Annotated in this window: 19 protein-coding genes; 9 read left to right on the top strand and 10 right to left on the bottom strand. The window is 32.6% G+C overall.

What is annotated here, in order from left to right; all coding sequences use genetic code 11:
• Positions 1-85 precede the first annotated feature (85 nt).
• The 4 genes from AC4GZ8_RS04380 (at position 86) to AC4GZ8_RS04365 (ending at position 3058) form a co-directional block, all read left to right on the top strand.
• Positions 86-718, top strand: a complete 633-nt coding sequence (locus tag AC4GZ8_RS04380; protein WP_491080596.1) for a BMQ_0737 family morphogenetic spore coat protein — start codon at positions 86-88, stop codon at positions 716-718.
• Between the two features lie 64 nt (positions 719-782).
• On the top strand, positions 783-1337 hold the full coding sequence (locus AC4GZ8_RS04375) for a hypothetical protein (protein WP_491080595.1): 555 nt from the start codon (positions 783-785) through the stop codon (positions 1335-1337).
• 15 nt (positions 1338-1352) lie between these two features.
• Positions 1353-1658, top strand: coding sequence for a hypothetical protein (locus AC4GZ8_RS04370; protein WP_491080594.1), 306 nt, complete (start codon positions 1353-1355; stop codon positions 1656-1658).
• A gap of 206 nt (positions 1659-1864) precedes the next feature.
• On the top strand, positions 1865-3058 hold the full coding sequence (locus AC4GZ8_RS04365) for a hypothetical protein (protein WP_491080593.1): 1194 nt from the start codon (positions 1865-1867) through the stop codon (positions 3056-3058).
• 75 nt (positions 3059-3133) lie between these two features.
• Here AC4GZ8_RS04365 and AC4GZ8_RS04360 read toward each other — a convergent pair whose 3' ends face one another.
• Together AC4GZ8_RS04360 and AC4GZ8_RS04355 are read right to left on the bottom strand one after the other, a co-directional pair.
• On the bottom strand, positions 3134-4261 hold the full coding sequence (locus tag AC4GZ8_RS04360; protein WP_491080592.1) for a DegT/DnrJ/EryC1/StrS family aminotransferase: 1128 nt from the start codon (positions 4259-4261) through the stop codon (positions 3134-3136).
• A 40-nt stretch (positions 4262-4301) separates the two neighbouring features.
• Positions 4302-5603: a nucleotide sugar dehydrogenase gene (locus AC4GZ8_RS04355; RefSeq protein WP_491080591.1), complete on the bottom strand. Its 1302-nt coding sequence runs from the start codon at positions 5601-5603 to the stop codon at positions 4302-4304.
• A 200-nt stretch (positions 5604-5803) separates the two neighbouring features.
• Here AC4GZ8_RS04355 and AC4GZ8_RS04350 point away from each other — a divergent pair, with 200 nt between their 5' ends.
• Entirely contained in the window at positions 5804-6433 is a 630-nt protein-coding gene (locus AC4GZ8_RS04350) for an acetyltransferase (protein WP_491080590.1), read from the top strand.
• A 1-nt stretch (position 6434) separates the two neighbouring features.
• Here the strand turns inward: AC4GZ8_RS04350 and AC4GZ8_RS04345 are convergent, their stop codons facing one another.
• The 5 genes from AC4GZ8_RS04345 to AC4GZ8_RS04325 form a co-directional block, all read right to left on the bottom strand.
• On the bottom strand, positions 6435-7388 hold the full coding sequence (locus AC4GZ8_RS04345; RefSeq protein ID WP_491080589.1) for a D-glucuronyl C5-epimerase family protein: 954 nt from the start codon (positions 7386-7388) through the stop codon (positions 6435-6437).
• An 89-nt stretch (positions 7389-7477) separates the two neighbouring features.
• On the bottom strand, positions 7478-8680 hold the full coding sequence (locus AC4GZ8_RS04340) for a glycosyltransferase (RefSeq protein ID WP_491080588.1): 1203 nt from the start codon (positions 8678-8680) through the stop codon (positions 7478-7480).
• A 23-nt stretch (positions 8681-8703) separates the two neighbouring features.
• Entirely contained in the window at positions 8704-9777 is a 1074-nt protein-coding gene (locus AC4GZ8_RS04335; protein ID WP_491080587.1) for a glycosyltransferase family 4 protein, read from the bottom strand.
• Positions 9778-9938: 161 nt separating this feature from the next.
• Entirely contained in the window at positions 9939-11054 is a 1116-nt protein-coding gene (locus AC4GZ8_RS04330; RefSeq protein ID WP_491080856.1) for a DegT/DnrJ/EryC1/StrS family aminotransferase, read from the bottom strand.
• An 82-nt stretch (positions 11055-11136) separates the two neighbouring features.
• On the bottom strand, positions 11137-12945 hold the full coding sequence (locus AC4GZ8_RS04325) for a polysaccharide biosynthesis protein (RefSeq protein ID WP_491080586.1): 1809 nt from the start codon (positions 12943-12945) through the stop codon (positions 11137-11139).
• Positions 12946-13167: 222 nt separating this feature from the next.
• On the opposite strand from AC4GZ8_RS04325, the gene wecB reads away from it, so the two are divergent.
• Positions 13168-14253: a non-hydrolyzing UDP-N-acetylglucosamine 2-epimerase gene (gene wecB / locus AC4GZ8_RS04320; protein WP_491080855.1), complete on the top strand. Its 1086-nt coding sequence runs from the start codon at positions 13168-13170 to the stop codon at positions 14251-14253.
• Positions 14254-14299: 46 nt separating this feature from the next.
• Here wecB and AC4GZ8_RS04315 read toward each other — a convergent pair whose 3' ends face one another.
• Positions 14300-14974, bottom strand: a complete 675-nt coding sequence (locus tag AC4GZ8_RS04315; RefSeq protein WP_491080585.1) for an acyltransferase — start codon at positions 14972-14974, stop codon at positions 14300-14302.
• 272 nt (positions 14975-15246) lie between these two features.
• Between AC4GZ8_RS04315 and AC4GZ8_RS04310 the strand changes: the two genes are divergently transcribed.
• Both AC4GZ8_RS04310 and AC4GZ8_RS04305 read left to right on the top strand, forming a co-directional pair.
• Entirely contained in the window at positions 15247-16194 is a 948-nt protein-coding gene (locus AC4GZ8_RS04310; RefSeq protein ID WP_491080584.1) for a Gfo/Idh/MocA family protein, read from the top strand.
• A gap of 158 nt (positions 16195-16352) precedes the next feature.
• Positions 16353-17351, top strand: a complete 999-nt coding sequence (locus AC4GZ8_RS04305; protein ID WP_491080583.1) for a glycosyltransferase family 4 protein — start codon at positions 16353-16355, stop codon at positions 17349-17351.
• A 39-nt stretch (positions 17352-17390) separates the two neighbouring features.
• Here the strand turns inward: AC4GZ8_RS04305 and AC4GZ8_RS04300 are convergent, their stop codons facing one another.
• Entirely contained in the window at positions 17391-18455 is a 1065-nt protein-coding gene (locus AC4GZ8_RS04300; RefSeq protein ID WP_491080582.1) for a YheC/YheD family protein, read from the bottom strand.
• A 90-nt stretch (positions 18456-18545) separates the two neighbouring features.
• On the opposite strand from AC4GZ8_RS04300, the gene AC4GZ8_RS04295 reads away from it, so the two are divergent.
• Complete coding sequence (locus AC4GZ8_RS04295) at positions 18546-19316, top strand: YheC/YheD family protein (RefSeq protein WP_491080581.1); 771 nt, start codon at positions 18546-18548, stop codon at positions 19314-19316.
• Between the two features lie 55 nt (positions 19317-19371).
• On the opposite strand, the gene AC4GZ8_RS04290 is transcribed toward AC4GZ8_RS04295, so the two are convergent.
• Positions 19372-20019, bottom strand: a complete 648-nt coding sequence (locus tag AC4GZ8_RS04290) for a hypothetical protein (protein ID WP_491080580.1) — start codon at positions 20017-20019, stop codon at positions 19372-19374.
• Between the last annotated feature and the right edge of the window lie 447 nt (positions 20020-20466).

Here is a 20466-nt window from a genome sequence, read left to right as displayed (position 1 = left end):
TAGGTAGAAACACAGAACCATTTTTACTACTAATCATATGCTACAAATGAAAAGAAATTATTCTTAATTCGGAGGTGTTTGCAATATGCAAGCAAAAAACTTAACAGGAGGACAGGAGCTCCTTTGTATTAACACGACGAAGGTTTATGACTGGATTGTTAATGAGGCAACTTTTGATTTAACTTTTGTTGACGAAGCATTGCCTATTATTGGTGAAGATCCATTAACATGTGAAGAAATCACTGGTCCCGTTACTTGTGAAGTTACACCTGGCCCAGTCGACGTTTTAGATCGTGAAGATAGAGAATTTGTCATTGATGGAGCACTTGTAACTCTTCAATTGGTCACTATCCGTAAAAACTTTACAGTAACATTCTTTTTCCCAACAGCAGCAGGTGTTGAAGAAGCTTCTTTTGACTTCTCACGCTGTGAACAAGTTGTTTTATGTGCACCAGAAGGTACAGATATTGTTGTAACGTATACTGACTTAGATTGCTTTATTTGTACATTCGAATGTGATGAAGTTACTGATACATTCGATGCACTGGTAACAGTACGTTTATGTCAAAGCATTCAATCAACTTTCCCTGTTACTCTTGAGATTGTTGCTGACTTCTGTCAACCAAGAGATATTTTACCAACACCTGCTTGTCCACAACCAACAATGCCACCACAATGTCCTGTACTATTCCCTGATAATGGTGATGACGGGGAATAATAATGCATATGGATAGAGAGAGGAAAATACCCTCTCTCTATTTTTGATTGAAGGAGTGCCATTAATGAAAAACAACTTGATTAAACTCCAAGAAATGATGAAAGAGCATGAGCGTTCTACAACAAATTATTTAGATGAAATAAAAAAATTAATTTTAGTAACACCCACTTATAAAAATGAATATAAATTAATGAGTTATTTTACATACACAGTAAATCTTTCACACAATATCGACAGTGAAAATTTAATTATCGGTTCCTTTATCATTCACAACATAGGGCAAAATCAAATCACAAACCCTTATATTTGTTTACAACTCTCTCCGAAGCATCCATTTCAATTATCCGGTAAAATAATAAGTCCAAAACTTCAAAACAGCTCAAAAATGACAGATGGCTGGGAACGGTTGAACGATACATCTGATCATAATATGTACTGGCTAAAGCCAATCAATAAGGATACTATTGGTCCTTCTCAAATGATCTCATTTCAGAACTTTCAACTAAAATGGCTCCCAACAGAGTCTTACACTGGAAATATTTTAGGTTTTACTTATAGTGATGAATTCAAGGAAGGAGTTCCTGCAATAAATTCTATTAGTATCATCGGGAACTCATAAGGGGAGGAATTTTTCATGGATTTTATTGAGGAAAATGAAAATGAAAAAATAATAGATGAATTAACAAAAAGTATTGTAAAACAACTATCACATATGAAAAAAGATGACAACAGTTCTATACATTTAGAAGGTACTACATTGCAATTACTCATTTTATCTTTATTTCATACTAAAATTGACCACAAAGAAAGAATTAATCAAGCTGAAATGGAAGATACAGTCATTCCTGATGAAATGATCGAACAATTTAATAATATGATGAATAAAAATAAAGTCTTATATGAAGAAATTATCAACATACTTAAGGCTAATATCAATTAAACGAATAGATAATTTTGAAAACAATATTGAAAAATGATTGAAGGTTTTAAATTGTTCTATATCCAAAAACCTTATAGGTTGATTGGAGCGGAAATAAACCGCCCAAAGTTTATGAGAACAGCAAAGTTTGCAAAAACTTTCATGAAAATGAATTGAATGGGGTGATACATATAGAAAACACACAACTTCACCAGAAACTTATCCATATGAAATCAGAGCTTGCTAAATATAAAGCACAAGTGGAGGACTATGAAAATAACTATCATTATTCTCAATTGAGGAAACTAAAACTAGCAAATGCAAAACTTATCGAAGAAAATAACTCCTTATCTATTCAGCTAGATAACACAACTCAAAAGATGGAAGAATTACTTAGAAACTATCAATTGCAAGTAGGTAAAAATCAACAGCTAGAGAAAGAATACAACGATACATCCACAAGATTTAAAAAAGATATAGAGACGTTGGCATCCAAAAACCAAAATTTCACACAAACAATATCTACTTTAACAGAAAATCAATCAAGTCTAGAAGCGATAAACAACGAATTAAAAGAAGAACTACTTTCTCTTAAGAATGAAATAGATCAAAAACAATCATTAATCAATGAAATACAACTAAAACATAGTAATCTCCAAAAGGAAAACCAAAAAAATCTGGCTGAATTAAGAGACTACCAAACTAGTCACAAAGAAATGTCATTACAGTACGAAAATATCAATTTAGAAAAGGAACAATTAGAGATAAAACTTGCTGAATTATTAAACTCTACGAATGTTAAGAAGCAAAAGCTAGAAAAAGAATTAGAATCAAAAGATACGTTTATTGAGCAACAACGCAATAAAATAACACTACTTGATCAACAAATAAATAAACTAGATAAGGAAATCCTGGAGCAAAAAAATAAAAGTGATGATCTGAAAAAAATGATCGCTAATCTAAATGATGAAAAACTCGAACTAATTTCAAACACTAAGCAGTTACATGAGCAATTTAAGCTATTAAAAGAAGGAAATGAACAAATTATTAACCTTTTATTAGAAACGAAAAACGATAAAAATCAAGAAAACGTACTGGAAAAAATGATAAATTCAATTAAAGCTGAAATAATAGCTTTAAAATCCGGCCAAAATGAGATTGCTGAAAATATTAAAAAGTTTCAAAATGATATCGAAACATTTTTACCAACATTTGAATTAATTACTTCTGCTAATGATGAAACAATGATATTAATACAGATTGAAACGCAAATAAAAAAACTAATTAGAGAGTCTTTTGACTATGAGGTAAAATTAGAATCACAATATATGACCCTTCACAACGTAGAAAGAAGCTTATTAGAAATGACTGAAGACTTAACGAAAATAGAAAAAAACAATGGTAATGATCCCAAGTTTTAAAGTAATACCTACCGTTTTATGTAAGATATACATTACCAATAAAGATGAAGATAGCTGTCAAAAGACAGCTATTTTTTATGCTCTCTCTTCAACGAAGTTATTTACAACTGTAATGATTTTCTCTTGAATTTCTATTGACATAGTCGGGGATATTGGTAATGCCAATATTCGTTTAGCCGTTTTTTCTGCCACTGGAAAGTCACCCGCCTTATAATTTAAATAGCTAAATGCATTTTGTAGATGTAAAGGAACAGGATAATAAATAGCTGAGGATATACCATTTTCCTTTAGATAATCCGAAAGTTTATCTCGTTGATCAATTTCAATGCAATATTGATGAAAAGTATGTTCCCTGTCTTCATATATTTTAGGTTTTTTCATCACTCTGTTAATCTTCTCTGAATATCTTTTTGCAATTTCTTTTCGCATATGCAAAAATACATCCAAATATTTTAGTTTAACTAGTAAAATAGCTGCCTGTATTTCATCAAGTCTACTATTCAGTCCGATCAATGAATGCTCGTATTTCTTATCACTCCCATGATTACGCAGCATATACATATTCTTGTATAGATCCACATTATTGGTAACAACTAAACCAGCATCTCCAAAAGCTCCTAAGTTTTTGGATGGAAAAAACGAAAAACATCCAATATCACCAATTGAACCTACCCTTCTCCCTTGATACTCAGTACCAATTGCTTGACACGCGTCTTCAATCACCTTTATTTGATGTTTTTTCGCTATTTGCATGATTTGTGACATTTTTGCTGAAAGGCCAAATAAGTGAACAACTATAATCGCTTTCGTTTTAGGTGTAATCGCTTCTTCCAATTTGTTAGGATCAATATTATAAGTCTCCTCTTCTATGTCCACAAAAACTGGTGTCGCACCTACCTGAGCAATTGCTTCAGCTGTACCGAAAAAGGTAAAAGGAGTTGTAATCACTTCATCACCGTTGCCAATCCCAAGTGCTTTTAACGCTATATACAATGCATCTGTTCCGTTTGCTACACCAAGTGCATATGAAGCATGCAAATAATCAGCTAACTCTTTTTCAAGCTCTTTACCTTTTTCTCCTAAAACAAAAGCACCACTTTCGATTACGTCTGTTACTGCTCTTATTATTGAATGACTCATTAAATGAAACTCTTCTTTTAAGTCAACCATCGGGATCAGTTTCTGTTTGTTTTGTTTTTTCATTTTAATAACCTCCTTTCTACAGTTCCCCCCCTTTTGTCTTTTATTTACCTATACCAGAATAACCTATTCCTAAATCTAGGAATTTCTCTTTTTGTAGTTTATTTCGACCATCCAATACAAATTTACAATTAGTAAACCTCTCGAAATCTAACATTTTAAATTCATCATGAAAAGCTTGAAGTATGATGATATCAATTTCAGAAGCAGCATTATGATCATTGATATCAAATGGATATACATCATATTTCTTTATTTCTTCATTTGTAAATAAAGGATCCGTTACAAATACATTAGCATTTTTACCCTTCAAGAGATCAATGATTGCAAGTGCTGTAGACTTTGTTGTCTCCTTCACATTTTCACGATAGGATAAGCCTAAAATAAGGATATTCTTCCTTTGGAGTGAACCTATTTCTTTTTCGATTTTAGAAATAGCGTATTCTGACATACTATCATTTATTTTTCTTGATAATGGAGTAAGACCTTCGACTAACCCCTTATTAATAAAAAAGAAAGGATATATCGGTATACAGTGTCCGCCTACACCAATACCAGGTTGATGGATATGTGAATATGGCTGACTATTACTTGAATGGATTACTTCTAGAATATTAACATTCATACTATCAGCAAATTTGGCTAGGTCATTTGCTAAGGCAATATTAACATCACGATACACACACTCAGCAACCTTAGCAAACTCTGCTGTTTCCAACGAACTTACTTCTATGATGTCACAATTAAGGGTCTTTTTATAAAATGCTGATGCCCTCTTAAGACTTTTCTCCGTAAGTCCGCCAATAATTTTTGGGTAGTTTTGTAAATCCTCTATGATTCTATTGGAGTAAACTCTTTCAGGACTATATGCTAAATCAAAATCGATGCCCATTCGCAACCCTGAAATTTCCTCAATTTTATTTCCAAACCTGTTTCTTGTATCACCTGGCGGCAATGTTGTCTCAAATATCACTAATGTACCCTTATTTACACCTTTTCCTATTTCTTCTACTGCTGAATCAATAAAACGATAATTAACAGCATTTTTATCATCTATTAATACCGGAACAATGACGATCACAATGTCTGATTGTGCAACAGCATCAGATGTTTTCGTTGTGGCAGTTAATGTATTATTTCGGTGCGCATCAGCTACTAACTTCTCGAGTCCAGGCTCATTTTTCACATGACTTATTCCATTATTTACTGATGATACGACTTTTTGATCAATATCTGCACCAAGTACTTTACATCCGTTATTAGCAAATACTGCTGCTAAGGTAAGGCCTATTTTACCGAGTCCAACAACAGCAACATTCTGCAAAGATTGATTTTCGTCTATCACGTTGTTTACCTCTTTTCATTATTATTTTGTTCCTTATTATTAGTCTATGTAAAATACCTTATACCGATTGGACTTTCGTTCCTATTAAAGGATTGAATTTTTGGGAAGTGAGTTACAAATTAAAAAACGCATAATATTAGAGTTTACTAATATGATAAAGTATGATCGGTAAAGTCTGAATTAGGGGGTATTTGAAAATCATGAAAAATATCGCGTTAATTGGTGAAGGGGGGCATCACTCTGTAGTTCGTGATATTATAATGGCACATCAAACATATAAAATTTTCGCTATATTTGATGATAAATATCAGACACTCAGTAAAACTAACGATATCATCTATGGACCTATTCATTCCATTATCGATTTGAAGAAAAAACACAACTTTAAGATCATCGTTTGTATTGGAGATAACAAAATACGGAAGAAAATAATTGATCGACTTAATATTACCCTTGATAACTTTGAAACCTTTATTCATCCATCCGCTCAAATAAGTGAAAATACGAAGATCGGCAATGGGACGGTTATTATGCCAAATGTTGTCATAAATGCAAATTCAATAATAGGTAACCATGTCATTTTAAACACATCATGTGTGATTGAACATGATAATGAAATACATGATTATGTCCATATCTCCCCTTCAGCCACCCTTACAGGAAACGTGAAAATTGCTGAAGGGACACATATTGGAGCAAACGCTGTTCTTATCCCTGGTGTAGCCGTTGGAAGGTGGACAATTATTGGTGCTGGTTCAACAGTTATCCATAGTATATCTGACAAATGCACTGCAGTTGGTTCACCAGCGAGAATTATAAAAAGTAATTAAACTAGTTTTCTTTCTTCCTTACATAAGAAGCCCACAAATTAGCAAAATCCCTTAAAACCTTATCCCCTGTTACCGTATAAAGCGCATGTAATAAATAAATATGAATTGCATGGTAATTACCCGAGATTTTCGGATCTATTTTATAAACAATATGTGCTAAGTCATACGTTGTATATCCTCCTATATCATAGTAGTGGAGGATTCTTTTTAACGTTTTTATCCCTTCACTAAAGTATTTTTCTGCAACTAATGCATACTTTTTATTACCATCTTTCGTTAACTTCCACCAGTCATAAAGGCCAAGAAGTGTAAATAAGAACCCATTCAACGTATATGAAGAAGGTTCAACAGGATATTCTTCAAAAATAATATAATTAGTAAGAGATTCATCTATACCTTTTAAACTAGTTAAAGTACCGCCTTTTTCAATTGGCTTTACTAAAAAGTCTAAGCAGTTATTCCCCTTTTTTATATACTTCTTATTTTTGGTAACTTCATAGGCACGAGCATAGGCACTTAATGCTTGACCTTGCGCAACCCCAGATACCCACCCTGGTTGAAATACTTTTCTATAATAGTGAAAAATAAATGGAAAAGGTAATGCACCAGTAGAATCCTGTAGATCAGCTAAGAGATCGATGGTTTTAATGAATAGAGATACTGTGTCTTCTCCTCTTTTATATCTACCATGAAGTGTAAGAGCAAACTGACTTACTGTAACAGGGCTATAGTAAAAAACGTTACCGTACTTCAATATTGGTATCCCATTTGAATCGAATTGATGTGTCGGAGTTTCCTTAAATTTTTTATTGGATCCCCAATTTAAATAATCTCCTGCAGGTTCGTATTTCTTTATAAAAGAATGAAAATTTAGGTTGTTTTTATATTTCCTAAGCGTATCATTTGCTAATTCAGAATAATTTAGACCATAAGTATATGCTGGCCAATTTTCCAACAATAAACACCTCTTCCGATCAATACTCCCTAACTTATATAAGGATTTAAACTATATTAAAAGTTAAAATGATCCACACATTTGACTATTTATTTGTTTGAGAGAGTATTATTCATAACATTCACAAGTTGTGATGTTAATGTTTTTCTGCTATATTTTTGTATCTCGCTAAAATTTGGATAGAATGATCCACTCTTTGTTTTCCATTCTTGAAATGATTTTTTAATAGAATCAATTGCCCTTTCAGGAAAAGAAGAATCAATTACAGTTCCTGTTGCTGTTTTTCTAATAATATCTGCCGGGACACCTTGTGGGGGGACTAGTGCAAGGATTGGCTTCTTTAAATTAATTAATTCAAATATTTTACTTGTTACTGTTTGATTTCCTTCTTGAGGGTTGATAAGTAATAATAGAAGATCAGCGGATGCAGCTTTCGTTAAGGCTTCATTGTGATGAATATAGCCAGTGTTTCTCGTAATCTTTGTTAATGTTGGTCCGATTTGCTTTACTGGATCACCGACAATCAATAATTCAATTTCATTGGGATTTAAAACTTTTGATTTTAACGCTTCCTCAAGAAGTGTAAAAAACTTCATTGCAAATATTTTTCTAATACCATATAAGGACCCCATGTAACAAATTGTAAACTTTTTATTATTTGACCTTGGCTTTAGATTCGTAAAATCCATTGGATCGTATCCATTCATGATCGTATGAAACTTCTCTCTAGGCTGGCCTCCTGATAATTTGTTTAATATATCACATATATGATCACTTACAGAAATAACACCGTCTGCAACAGATAAGACGTGTTTTTCAAGCCTTTGATTATAATTTGTTAAATCTGCATCAAATTTTCCTTTGATAAATGGATTTGTTGTCCATTCGTCTCTAAAATCTGCTACCCAAGGTGTATTTGTAAGCTTCTTCAAATTCAATCCGATGATATGTGAGATATTTGGCGGCGCCGTTGTATAAATAATATCGATTTTTTCTTTTTCAATAATTCGAAGTCCTGCTTTTATCGCTTGTGGATACCAGCCTTTTGCGAAATCCTCCTTTCTTACAAATGGATTCCCTGGAATGGCTTCACATGACGGCAGTCTTATAACCTTGCAATTTGCCGGAATCTCATCAAGCATTGTAGGGTCTTTTCGAATATAGTTTGATTTTTCGGGTGCTAGAACGATAGGTAAATAACCAAAAGAAGGAAGGTATTTAACAAATTTAAGCGTTCGTTGACTTGCCCCAATTGGTGGAAAAAAATAACTGATGATCAATACTTTTTTCATATAATTAATCCTTTCCTAATGTTTTATAATCTTTTGTATACAGTTATTAACTGTCTTGCAATTTTTTCTGGAAGATGGTTGTTTTCAGCATATATACGCCCTTTTACTCCAAGATCATATCTTAATTTAGGGTTTTTAATTAAATTATGAAGCTCTTTTTCTATCGTATGTGGATTTGCTGAAATGACCGGAAGTCCCGGGGGATACTTTTGTTTTAAATCTTCTCTTACATAAGAAATGACAGGTTTCCCCATAAGCATACTCTCTATTGAAACTGTTCCATAAATACCTAAGCGAAGTTGATCCACTACAATATCTGCTTTTTTATACCAATTTATCACTTCTGCATTTGACATATTTTCAATAAGCTTAAAGTCAAAGTCTGCTTTACTTTTTAAATTTTCAATTGCTTTTAAAATGAATTCAGTACCTTTTATTCTACGATCACTTGGAGCATGAACAATAAGTGGTTTTTGATTTACTTCACTTGGATATGAAGGTTGAAATTTACTGCCCTCTACAGATGCTCTTACAATATAAATTTTTTTAAAATACCCATATACATATTCTAAAAGCTCATGATCTGGCACAATGGCCGTATCAATAAATTGTGATACTCTAGCAAGTCTTGACGTTATAAGCTCTTCATCATAAAGTTTTACAATAGCAAATGGATTTTTCTGTTTAGCAATTGAAAATCTTCTTACTTCAGATCCCCAAAAGCTCATGATCATTTTTTTTCTCCTTTTTCTAATAAACGGCAAATCTGTATAAAAAGCTCTCGTAAACGATTGCCCTCCATGAAAATGAAAGATATCATAATGATTTATATTTTTTTTAGCAAAATTTAGCATATACTTTTTTCTCTGATTGATCGGTATATTAGCAATCGGTGAGGAAATGTCGGTAGGATACTTAAACTTCGATTCATAATAATTACAAAATGATGCAGATACACCTAATTTTTTTAGTTGTAAGGATTGCGTACTCATTTGACCTGCGGGGTTATATGGTAAATGTAATATACGTCCAATTTCTTTTGGATCAAATTGTTCTGCTGGTTTTGGGATAATAATTTTACTTTTCAGCTTTGACATGAACCTTTACTCCTAACTGTTCTGATGTATACTCTTGTTGATAAGATACGAAAGTAGATAAATATTGGCACGGCACATTACTACTTTCAATCATGATACAAAGTCTTCCTATTCACCTTATCTAATTTCTTACATTCTAACGGAGATACGGATAACTGCTTCTAAATACGGTATTCTTGTATTGCGTTCTTAAAGCAAGTGATAACCTTTTTTTGGTCATGCTCAGTTAGATTAGAACCAGATGGTAAGCAAATTCCATTTGTAAATAAATGCTCGGAAACACTCTTTTCTTCATACGAAAAAAATTCGCATTGGTTAAATAATGGCTGTAAATGCATAGGTTTCCATACAGGTCTCACTTCTATATTATTTTTTAACATGATATCAATCATTTTTTTAGAATGAATACCAGCTAAGTCTTCATCAAGTGTTAACGCGGTTAACCAACGTGTAGAATAGCCATTTTTTATTTCTGGCATAAATGTTATTCCTTTTTCACCTGAAAGTTCTTCACAATATTTTAAAAAAACATTTCTCCTTTCTTGGATTCTTTTATCTAATACTTTTAGCTGTGCTCTTCCAATCGCTGCTAATATATTACTTAGTCGATAATTATAGCCAATTGAACTATGCTGATAGTGTATGGCAGGATCCCGTGATTGAGTTGCATAATAACGTGCTTTTTCTAAGGCTCCTAGATCATCTGAAACAAGCATCCCTCCGCCTGAAGTCGTGATGATTTTATTTCCGTTAAAGGAAAAAACACCAAATTTACCGAAGGTTCCACTCGCTTTGTTTTTATAAGTTGCACCCAATGATTCTGCTGCATCCTCTATAATTGGTACATTATAGCTATTACAAATATCTATCAAAGGATCCATATCTGCACTTTGACCGTAAAGGTTTGTAATAATAACAGCTTTTGGCAATCGTCCCTTTTTCTCCATACTAACAAACGCTTTTTCCAAAGATTTTGGACATATATTCCAGCTATTTGACTCTGAGTCAATGAAAACAGGTTGAGCCCCTAAATAAAGGATTGGATTTGCACTTCCTACAAAAGTTAGTGTTGAACAAAAAACAATATCTCCTTCTTTAACATCTAATAGCTTTAAGGCTAAATGAAGAGCAGCTGTTCCTGAACTTAACGCAAGTGCACCTTTTGCCTGCACATAATCAGCAACTTCTTTCTCAAAAGCATCAACATGAGGTCCTAGTGGGGCAATCCAGTTTGAGTCAAATGCATCAAGGACATAGTTCATTTCATCACCACTCATATGAGGAGGTGAGAGAAATATTCTATTGGTGTTCAAGTTGTCTCCCTCCTTAAACTTTGATTTCAACTCACCTTTTTTAGTTTTAGTTGAACTGAATCATTTTCTTTATAAGAATTCGTAATTGTACTGGATCATTTATAATAGCTTCTTCAAGCCTATTTAAATCTTGTTGAAGATTAAATGAGGCCATTTTAGTCGGTAAAGCAATAACAATATGGGGATGCTCTGTCATCTTTGTTTTTTCATGTTCATAAAATAATGTTTCCGTTAATTTTTCACCGGGACGAATACCTGTGAATTCTATTTTTATCTCTTCATCTGGCTCGTAGCCATAAAGCCTAATTAACTTTTTAGCTAATTCTACAATTTTAATAGGTTCACCCATATCTAATACAAAGATTTCTCCTCCCTCAGATAGAGCCCCCGCCTCCAAAACCAGCTTAACTGCTTCTGGAATTGTCATAAAATAACGCACCATGTCAGGATGTGTGACTGTAACCGGACCTTTAGCTTCAATTTGTTTTCTAAAAATCGGAATAACACTCCCGCGACTCTCTAACACATTCCCAAATCGTACTATGGAAAATTTAGTCTTACTCATTTGAGAGTAATGCTGAATAATCAACTCTCCAATCCGTTTCGTCATACCCATCATATTTATTGGATGAACTGCTTTATCTGTTGAGATGAAAACAAATCGTTCTACTTGAAAGCGATCTGACATTTCCGCTAAATTTATTGTGCCAAATACATTATTGCGAATAGCTGAGCCTTCACTAATTTCCATTAAAGGCACATGCTTATGGGCTGCTGCATGAAACACTATTTGAGGGCGATATTTAGTAAATACTTGTTCTAGTAAGCTCCTATCTTGTATATCCGTAATAATCATCGTTGAATTCAGCTCTGGGTATTTCTCTTTTATGAACATTCCAATATTAAAGATACTGTTTTCTCCATGGCCTAACAGGATTAAGTGATCTGGATTACATTCTGCAACCTGTTTAGATAGCTCACTTCCAATCGAACCACCGGCACCTGTAATTAAAACTGTTTTACTTGTTAGGTATTCCTTTAAGCGTTTTGTTGGAAGTATTGGTTCTCTGCCAATTAAGTCCTTTAAGTCGATATCTCGTAAATTATCAAGTGAAATATCAGACTTAATCAATTCTTTAACTGGTGGCAAGCTTTTCACATTTGCATCTGTTTTTTTACACTCATTAACGATTTCAGACATTTCAGCTTTGGATAGTGATGGGATGGCAATGATTATGTCTGTTATCCCGTATTGCTTAGCAACGCTTTTTATTTTTTTCCTATCTCCAAGTACCGGAATTCCGAATATCTCCATGTTCTGTTTGGAAGGATCATCTTCAATGAATCCTATTGGAGAAAGATCTAAATCCTTTGAACGGAGAATTTGTTGCGCAATTCTGGTACCTGCATCACCTGCTCCAATGATTAACGTTCTTTTTTTATTAAGTTTATTAGACGGAAATGTTTGCTTTTTTGCCATATAGATAATCCTGCATCCACTAATCGTAAATATGGAAAGAATGAATAATAATGGGATTGTAAAAATAAGCATATATTCAGTTAAGAAAATAAATGAGTAAACAAGAAATACCAAATTTGCCAGGACAATGGCTACTATAGAAGTTCTAATTTCGTGAATACCAGAGTATTCCCACATTGTCTTATATGTTCTGAATTTTGTTAGAGACAGATAACTAACGAACAAATAAAAAAACCAGGATAGGAATATTTCAGGGTTAAATACCATGATGTTTCCTTCAACTGATTGAACAAAAAGAAATGATAAAAAATAAGAAATACTAAGGAGTACAAAGTCAAATATAAGCAAATTAGTTTTTCTAAATCGAAAGTTCATCGTGTAAATCCCCCGTAGTTTCAGTTTTATGTTAATAAATCTTATTCAATTAACACAGCCTTCGTAAGGGACAATAAACTACATGATAAAATTTTAGGTTCTTTTTCAAATTATCTTTAAATAGACGAATATCTTTAACTCAAAATGATAAGTAACCCTTTTTCCTATTAAAAATAGAATAGTATCATCATTCTATTTTTATAGAAAAAGGAGGAATTAATGTTGAAGATCCTTACAGTTGTAGGGGCAAGGCCACAGTTTATTAAAGCATGTATGCTATCTAAAATATTGAATCAAGAACCTAATATAAAAGAGGTTATTGTTCATACAGGACAGCATTATGATGAAAATATGTCTGCTATATTTTTTCAAGAATTAAAGCTACCTGTACCGGATTATCATTTAAAAATCGGTTCTGGATCCCATGGTAAACAAACCTCTAAAATGCTTTCAAAACTTGAAGAAGTTATGATGGATGAAAAACCGGATATTGTAGTTGTATACGGGGATACAAACTCCACGTTAGCAGGAAGTTTAGCTGCAGCTAAATTAAATATTCCTATTGCACACGTAGAATCTGGTTTAAGAAGCTATAATAAAAAAATGCCAGAGGAGATTAATAGAGTTGTAACAGACCATCTCTCAACATTATTTTTTTGCCCTACTCAAACTGCTGTAAACAATCTAAAAAAAGAAGGAATTGAGCGTGGCATTTTTTTTACTGGAGATATTATGTATGATGCCATCCTTTTTTATAAATCCTATGCTCTCAAGCATTCAACAATCTTATCAGACTTAAACCTAACCAAAAACGAATACTACCTTGCTACTATTCACCGAGCGGAAAACACGGATAATGATCATCGTCTTAAAACAATCCTTGAAACTTTTAATAAGCTAGATAAAAAAGTGATATTTCCAATTCATCCACGAACAAAAGAAAAGATTCGCCAAATGAATTTATCGAGTTTGCTTTACACTTCAAATATTCAAACCATTGATCCTCTTTCCTATTTTGATATGATAAAAATTGAAAATGATGCTAATGCTATTTTAACAGATTCAGGAGGAGTCCAAAAAGAAGCTTATATGTTGCGCGTCCCATGTATTACCCTTAGAGATGAAACTGAGTGGGTGGAAACCATTGATTCCAAATGGAACACACTAGTAGGTGCATCTGATTCAGAAAGGATTTTACAGGCTGTTACAAACATAAAGAAACCTTCTCTTTATCCTTCAATCTTCGGTGATGGTCATTCATCTGAGATCATGTCTAATATTTTATTGAATTCAAATAACTCTGTATAATAAATTAAAAAGATAAAGCCAGTGTTGATTAAGACCAACACTGACTCTATCTTTTTTTAGCGGGTATCCCAACAACTATTTCATCATCCCCTGTATCTTTTGTAACAACGGATCCAGCTCCTACGATTGTTCGCTTTCCAATACTAATACCTGGCAATAATGAAGCATTATTACCTATTTTCGCTCCTTCTTTAATATAAGGGCCCTTTAGATGATAATCTTTCGCTCCCATATATTTATCATTTGACATCGATACACATGGTCCAATGAAGACTTGATCTTCTATTACTGTATCCCCAGTTACATATGCTAACGTCTGAATGGTGCATCTTTTACCAATTTGCGTGTTAAGCTCAATAATTGCCGACCTTCCTATCACTGACTCTTCCCCTACTGTTACATTCTCTCTAATACTCGCTTGATCGCCTATAAAAACATTTTCTTTTACAACAGAATTAGCATAAATCGATACCAAACTTCCTATCCTGGTCCCATTATGAATGATTAGCGGTTTTTCACCATTATTTATTTTTCGCATTTTTTGATTCCCGCCAGGTACAATACCTAATACACAATTAGAGCCAATTTTTACATTATTTCCAATTTGAGTATCTTTAAGGATAACTGTATTATGGCCTATTTGTACATTTTCCCCAATTCTAACCCCTTCTTCTATCACTACATTTTTACCTAATACTGTACTTTCCGGAAAACTGTTCATTTACATTCCTCCCCTTCTAAAACCATGAATACGAAATAAAAATTATATAAAAAAGGATAGCTTAAAAGTATTTTTTACATGAAGAACATCCTATGAGCCTGTTGCCTATTAAAAAAGTAAAAATAAATGTCAGGAAAAGATGTAAAGGCTAACAATGTGTATTCTATTTATGACAATCGCCAATTTTTCGTTATAATCCGACGAAGACAATAACTCTATATGTCTGTCAAGCATAAGCTAAAAATAGAATTAAGGCATCTAGGAGGTATTATATGAAAGTCGGTGTAATCGGAATAGGAAATATGGGAGAAAAGCATGTTATGACATATGCCTCTTTATCTCATCATTGCAAATTAGTCGGAATCTATGACAATGATAAAAATAGAGCAAGTCTAGTTTCAAAAAAGTTTCATGTACCAATGTTTGACAGTGTAATAGATTTACTACGAGAAGTAGACGCAGTAAGTATTGCCGTTCCAACCGAATTTCATTATGAAATAGGTTTATTATGTATAGAACATAAGGTCCATATATTAATGGAAAAACCCATTGCTTATTCGTTAGATCAAGCTAAGATACTGAAAGAAAAAGCGGATGAAGCAGGCCTGAAATTCCAGGTTGGTCATATCGAACTTTTTAACCCGTTAATTCAAGCTTTAAAAAAGGAAATATCAAAAAATAAAATTATTGCTATTTATATGCAAAGAATGAGCCAGTACGACAAAAAACTAAAAAGTATTGATGTTGTACAGGATTTAATGATACATGACCTTTATATTTTAGAAGAACTATTAAATGACGATATTACTACATTTTTTACATTGGGTAAGATAATTGAAAATACACCGAAACATGCCATGGTACTTTTAAAAACCAATAATGAAGTGATTGCTAATGTAACGGCAAGTTTTAAAGCTCCATATAAAAAAAGAATGATTCAAATATTTCAAGAGGATGGATTTATAGAAGCAGACTTATTAAAAAATGAAATTAAAATTATAAAAACGAATAAAGAGACAGACAACTCATTGTATCCTACTATAGAAACACACCACATTCTCCCAACAGCCCAACCACTTAAATATCAACTGCATAATTTTATTGATTGTATTAAATATGATCTACATCCTACAGTTACTGCTAATCATGGAATTAAAGCTTTAGAACTATCTAATGCAATTAGTCATTCTTTAATGAAACAGCAAGAACTTCCATCATGAAATTATATGTGTATCTCAACAGTTTAAGAATCTAATTAAATTTCTTTTTATAAAAAAGAGAATATATTTTATTCAGTATAGGAAATGCTTAGAATCAAAGAATATTTTTATATGAATGAAATATTCTATAATTAAGCTGTATAAGAAGGGAGTTTAATATGAAAGTCCTTCACTTTGGTTTTGGGGGTCAGATGGTTACGATGTGTGAATCACTAAGGGAGATTGGTATTAATGCAAAATCTTACCATATGATGAATTCAACACAAAAGTTCAAAGCGGATGTATGTTTTGAACAAAAAAAACTGACAAAAAAACAATTAAATCATATGCTTATGAATGCGTGCAAGGAATTCGATGTATTTCATTTCCATTTTGGTCGGACATTTATGTTCGACAGAAGCGATCTCCCTTATTTAAAGACCCAAGGTAAAAAATTAGTTGTTCAGCATAGAGGCTCTGATGTTCGAAGAATTTCTATTGTACGAAAATTTAATAATCCATATGCTCAGATTAAAAAACAGTTTGCAGATGAAAATAAGAGAATTACATTTTTAAAAGAATTATCATCGTCAATTGATCACGCTATCGTTGCTGATTATGAACTTAAACCTTATATAGAAGGTTTTTATAAAAAGATACATGTTATACCACAAGCTATTCATTTAGACCATTTTCAACCAAAATTCCCTTCTCCACATAACAAAAATCCACTAATCATTCATTCACCAACCCATTATAAAGTTAAGGGAACAAAACATGTATTAGCTGCTGTAGATCGACTTAGAAAAGAAGGATATCGTTTTAGATTTAGACTTTTAACAAAGCTCTCACATGAGGACGCTTTAAAAATATATAGATCTGCTGATATCGTCATAGATCAATTATTGATTGGTTCATTTGGAGTATTTAGTTTGGAAGCAATGGCTTTAGGGAAGCCTGTCATTTGTTATATTCGGGATGATTTAGTCGAAAAATACCCACAGGAATTACCGATTGTAAATGCAAATCCTGATACATTGTATTTAAAACTGAAATCTTTATTATTAGATGGCAACAGGCGGCAACTCCTAGGTCAGCAGGGAAGAAAATATACAGAGACACACCACGATTCAAAGATAATTGCAGAAAAATTACGGCAAATCTACAATGAAATATAGATGAACTCAAGATATTTTATATTTTACTTGATTTGCAACTTATTTATTTTTCAATAAATAAGTTGCATATTTTACAGGAGTTGTATAAGTTGCTTTCCATTCATCAATTAACCCTGCTTCCTTAAAGGTTATTCGTAAATCTCGAAAATTGCATTCTATAAACATTGGAACTCCTTTTCCAGTAATACCCATATCAAGTCCTAAATCTGCAAGGTTCTTAATTCTTTCGCCAAGATGATTAGCAATCATTAATGACATTAATTCAATCTCAGCTAATACTTGGTCTGGATTTACATTTAGATGATTCAACACAATTTTGGGGTCATAACATTTCCCTCCTGATGCAACATTTGTAATATATTGACCAGGTTTTGCAACTTTGGATACAATACCGGTGACTTGCCAGGTTCCGGAGTCATTTCTTTGGACCGAAACCCTAAAATCAAATGGTTTATCTTCATAAGTTCTCAAAGAAATTGTTTGTTGAATGATATTCGTTGGGTTTAGGATTATGTCGTTGACCTCTTTTCCCCATTGTCCATTTAATAAAAAGCGGTACTTTATTTGACCATTTTTAAGTAAACAAATGTTATTACTTTCTAGGATAACCCTTGCAACCCCTTTACCGAGTGTTCCATAATCTGGTTTTATTATTAAATCCCGGTACTCTTTTATCATCTGTACAAAATTGTTTTTGTTTGCCCTACGAGTATCAGGCAAATAGGGCTTAAGCTTTTCATCCACCTCTAAGTGTTGATGAATCGTAAGTTTCGGAATTTTTGTAAACCCATTAAAAATGGTAAAGCCTTCCTCCTGCAGTTGCATTACTTTTTCTCGATCCTGTTTATGATACAGCAATGCACGGTTATGAATAATCATTGGTGTTTTTACTAATTTAATAGAATATTTTCCATTATCACCTTTCACCAATGCCTTTATATATTCCTTTCCTCTTGCAAGGTCAACTAGTCGTAAAAAACAAGGTGTTAGCTCATATTGATCGCATGCCTCTTCATAAAAAGAAATACATTCGTGAGTTTCAATTTGCATAAGAATCTTATTGAACAGATATTGACTTACTAATATTCCAAAGATCTGCTTCATTTTGTATCACCCGCCAAAAGTAAAATTTTTTGCTTATTCTTAAGTGTATTAAATTATTATTCTCCAAAATTTAAGTTAGGAGTAATAAACATGGAAAAATATAAGATCAATAATAAATTTCATAAAAACGAGCTATTAATGAACGATCCGTACTTAGCGAAGTATGTTCCCGAAACAAAAATACTAACGAAATATCATCTTATTGATTTTTTAAATAAGCACAATAAAATTGTGGTAAAGCCAAGTCGAGGTTCTCTTGGAAAAGGGGTTATTATCATAACTGAAAAGAACCCACAAGAATATGAGCTATTCATTCTAGAAAAAAAAAGGTATATAAAAGGAATTGATTTGCTTTTTACATATTTAAAAAAATTAGAACATCCTTCAATCCCATGTATTATCCAATATTACATTCCTCTGGCAAAGATTTCTGAGTTGCCTTTCGATCTAAGATATATTTCACAACTATATATGAACGAATGGCTCATTACAGGAAAATATGGAAGGATCGCGAAAGAAGGGTATGCTGTGACGAATTTTGAACACGGTTCAAAAATAATAACTGTAGAAGAAGCACTTCAATCATCAAATATAAAAAACCTTGATCTTTTTCAATTCCTAACAAAAATAGAAAACATCGTTTTATCCATTTCAAGATGTTTAACCGCATATTTTACAAAACAAACCATCTGGGGCTGTGATATAGGTATTGATGAAAAGGGTGAAATTTATGTAATTGAAGTAAATGCTGCCCCTCAAACAAAAGGTTTCCTTGAATTAGAATCTCTTAAGCCCATGTATAAAACAATCCAAAGCATACAGAAGCAAACAAAAAACAAGAATGATCATTTTAGAATATAGGCCACTCAATGGTGTAAAAAGTGGCCGCATTTACTTTTTACAGTTCACTGGTACATCAGGTATATTTTAATGGATTAAATGTTGTTAAATGATTCGGCACTTGACCTTTTGGATAGTGACTTGTTATAAATTCCGTAGGTGACATTGAACGGCTTTTCCCTTGATGCTTTATTTTTCTCTTTTTTTTATTAGCATTTTGGTTTCCCTTAGGGTCGATCCTTTGTATCGTTTCATTAAAACCGCCCCCTATCATTGGAGATAATTGTGATTTATTTTGAAACGCTATTCTTTTCTTTCGCTTCAAATTATTTGTTACTTTAACTTCATCATTTCTTGGACTATTTCCCTCTGATTTCTCTTCCGTTTGGAGAAATTTCTCATTTAATTGACTAATATATTGTTTGTTAACTTCACACTCTTTTTTACACTCTTTTATCTCTTTTTCCATCTCAAGGATTTTAACTGCGTGACGTTCTTCATTTTCATAAAATCGTTGTAACCTTTCATAAATATCAGAAATTTGCTGAGGGCTAATCTGATCTTGTTGTTCATGATCATTCTGATTCATATTATTAAACATTTTCTCATACTGACTTAATTTGAGTTCCAAGTCATTGACTATACTTCTTAAACTGGTTAAGTCTTGATGATAATTTTGATCATCAAACGGATCTTTCTCATTCCTGCCGATACCAAAAACCATTTCTTGTTCACTCCCTCAAGTTCTTTTGAAAAATTTCCACCTTTTAAAATATATGACATCACTCCATAAAAAGTGATTTTTTATTATCACATATAAGGACTCGTTACATCTTAATTTCTTTCTGGATTGTTTTAAGTAGTCTAAATTTAGTTATTCTTTAATCTATTACTTTTATCTATTTTGGTTATATATGACAAATATATTGTATAGTAGGAATCATAATTCTGGGTGCACTTTGTACAGTAATGGTAACTGGAATTGCTGTTGGCCCTTCAGTTGTTCAAGTTCCTATGATGGATTGATTGAAGTGACAATTCCATTAGGCGGTTTGCTTGGTGGCTTAGTTCTAGTTAATGTCCCCTGTCCATTGAGCCTATTCAAATTGTTGTTGGAGCTATTGCTAATCTGACAATTACTGTAACTGAAGGTTAAAATTATTCTTATCAA

This window comes from Metabacillus sp. RB-C-LZQ-3-1, from assembly GCF_058315175.1.
This window is presented reverse-complemented; position numbering and strand designations above follow the sequence as displayed.